Genomic DNA, 2,258 nt, shown 5'->3' with positions numbered 1-2,258 from the left:
CCGCCCCCCGACCCCCCACCGGAGCCGGAACCCGAGCCCCCGCCGCCGGAACCGGCCCCGCCGCCGCCCGTGCCCCGGCCGGTGGTGCGCGAACGGCCCCGCCCGCCGGTGGTCCCCCGGCCCGCGCGCGTGTCCGCCCCGGCGGCCCCGGCTGCCCCTGCGGTCGAGGCGCCCCGGGCCGAGGTTCCGCGCGCGCCTCAGCGGGCGCCGGCGGTCATTCAGTGCCGCACCCCGGCTTACCCCGCGGCCTCGCGCCGGGCGGGGGAACGGGGCGTGGTGCTGCTGGCCTTGCTGATCGACCCCGAGGGCCGGGTGATCGATCACCGTGTTGAACGCTCCAGCGGCTTCCCCCGCCTGGACGAGGCGGCCGTGAAGGCCCTGTCGCAGTGCCGGTTCGAACCGGGCACGGTGGACGGCCGCCGCGAACCCACCTGGGCGCATTTGCGTTATGTTTGGAAACTGGAGGACTGATCCCATGCGCCGACGTTTGTGGAGCCTCATCGCCGGGGCCGGGCTGGGAGCCGGGCCGGTCCTGGCCTTCGCGCAGGCGCCGGGGCCCGAGGCCGGGGCGCCGCCGGAAGGGGGCCCTCCCGAGGCTACCGGCGAGGCCGCCACGGTTTCCTCGTCTCCGCCCGCGCCCGTGGTTCCCGGGGAAGCGCCCTTGTCCGCCGGGGCGCTTCCGGGGCCGGCGGGGGAGGAAGGGCCCCCGTCGCTGCTCCCCCCGGCCCCTGATTCGTATGGGCTGGCGGGGTTGTGGGCCCAGGGGGATTTCGTGGCCCACGCCACCTTGATTCTTCTGGTGCTGATGTCGGTGGCAAGCTGGACCGTGATCGTGCTGCGTACCGTGGCGCTGGTCCGGCTGGGGCTTCAGGCCAGCCGGGCGACCCGGGTGTTCTGGTCCGCCGCCGGGCTTGAGGCGGGGCTGAACGCCCTTCGTCCGCGAACCCCGTATCACCGCGTGGCCGAGGCGGCGCTGGCGGCGGAGGAGGCCTACCGCAGCGCGTCGGTCCAGGGCGTGGACCGCCATACCTGGCTGAGCACGGCGCTTAGCCGGAGCATCGCCGGGGTTCAGGCGGGGTTGCAGGAGGGCCAGACCCTGCTGGCCACGGTGGGCGCCACCGCGCCTTTCGTGGGGCTGTTTGGCACCGTGTGGGGCATCCACCATGCCCTGACCGCCATCGGGGTCAGCGGGGAAGCCTCGATCGACAAGGTGGCGGGGCCGGTGGGCGAGGCCCTGGTCATGACCGCGCTCGGGCTTCTGGTCGCCGTGCCCGCCGTGCTGGCCTACAACGGGCTGGCGCGGGCCAACAAGCGCGCGGTGGACCGGCTCAAGAGCTTCGCCGCCGATCTCTATACCGTCTTGCTGGGCGGGCACCGCCTGCCCGACGGGGAGGGGGAGCGATGAGCCTGTTCGCGGAAGACGCCGACGAGCTGCCCGGTCCGCTGGCCGGCATCAACACCACGCCCCTGGTGGACGTGATGCTGGTGCTGCTGATTATCTTCCTGATCACCGTGCCGGTGGTGGTGGCCCAAGGCGGCATCCGCCTGCCGCGCGAAACCACCCGGGCGGTCGTCGAGGAGCCGGGCACCGTGACCCTGGGCATCGCGCGCGAGGGCACCGTGAGCCTGAACGGGGTGCCCCTGGCCGACACCAACGCCCTGATCGGCGCCTTGCGCGCGGTGGCGGCGCGCGCCGTGGTGCCGGCCGTGCATGTGCGCGCCGATGTCGAGGCCCCCTACGCGGCCGTGGGCCGGGTGCTGGCCGCCTGCCGGACGGCGGGATTGCAACGCATCGGCTTCGTGACCCAGCCGGCCGCGCGCGAGAGGGCCCCATGACCGCGTTGTTCGACGAGGAACCCGAGGCGCCCCTGGCGTCGGAGATCAACACCACGCCCCTGATCGACGTGCTTCTGGTGCTGTTGATCATGGTGATCGTGACCATTCCCATCGCGCCCCACCTCACCGGCCTGGGCCTGCCCCGCCCGGCGACGGCCGCCGAGCCGCTGCCCGACGCGGTGCGCGTGCGGGTGGATCTCGACGGGCGGGTGTTCTGGCAAGATACCCCCCTCGACGGTCCCGCCGCCCTGGAGGATCGCCTGCGCGCCCTGGTGACCCTGCCCGATCCGCCCCCCTTGCACCTGGATGCCGAGGGCGGGGTGTCGTTCGGCCTGGTGATGGCCGTCCTGGCCGCCGTCCAACGCCACGGCGTGCGCGACTTCGCGATCACCGATACCCGGCGTTTTCTTGAGGAGGAATAA

Annotated in this window: 4 protein-coding genes; all 4 read left to right on the top strand. The window is 73.8% G+C overall.

Annotated elements, in window-relative coordinates; genetic code table 11:
- Positions 1 to 471: energy transducer TonB (locus tag ROR02_RS16230; protein ID WP_246135601.1), on the top strand; the 471-nt coding region annotated here is incomplete at its 5' end.
- A 4-nt stretch (positions 472 to 475) separates the two neighbouring features.
- The gene (locus tag ROR02_RS16225; RefSeq protein WP_147165083.1) at positions 476 to 1,405 is read left to right on the top strand and encodes a MotA/TolQ/ExbB proton channel family protein; all 930 of its coding nucleotides are present in this window, start codon (positions 476 to 478) and stop codon (positions 1,403 to 1,405) included.
- Entirely contained in the window at positions 1,402 to 1,836 is a 435-nt protein-coding gene (locus ROR02_RS16220; RefSeq protein ID WP_147165082.1) for an ExbD/TolR family protein, read from the top strand. The genes ROR02_RS16225 and ROR02_RS16220 overlap by 4 nt, the downstream gene beginning before the upstream one ends.
- Entirely contained in the window at positions 1,833 to 2,258 is a 426-nt protein-coding gene (locus ROR02_RS16215; RefSeq protein ID WP_147165081.1) for an ExbD/TolR family protein, read from the top strand. The genes ROR02_RS16220 and ROR02_RS16215 overlap by 4 nt, the downstream gene beginning before the upstream one ends.

The sequence above is a fragment of the Pararhodospirillum oryzae genome, from assembly GCF_007992075.1.
GTDB lineage: Bacteria > Pseudomonadota > Alphaproteobacteria > Rhodospirillales > Rhodospirillaceae > Pararhodospirillum > Pararhodospirillum oryzae.
The sequence above is the reverse complement of the archived record's forward strand: the minus strand, read 5'-3'. Positions and strand labels throughout refer to the sequence as shown.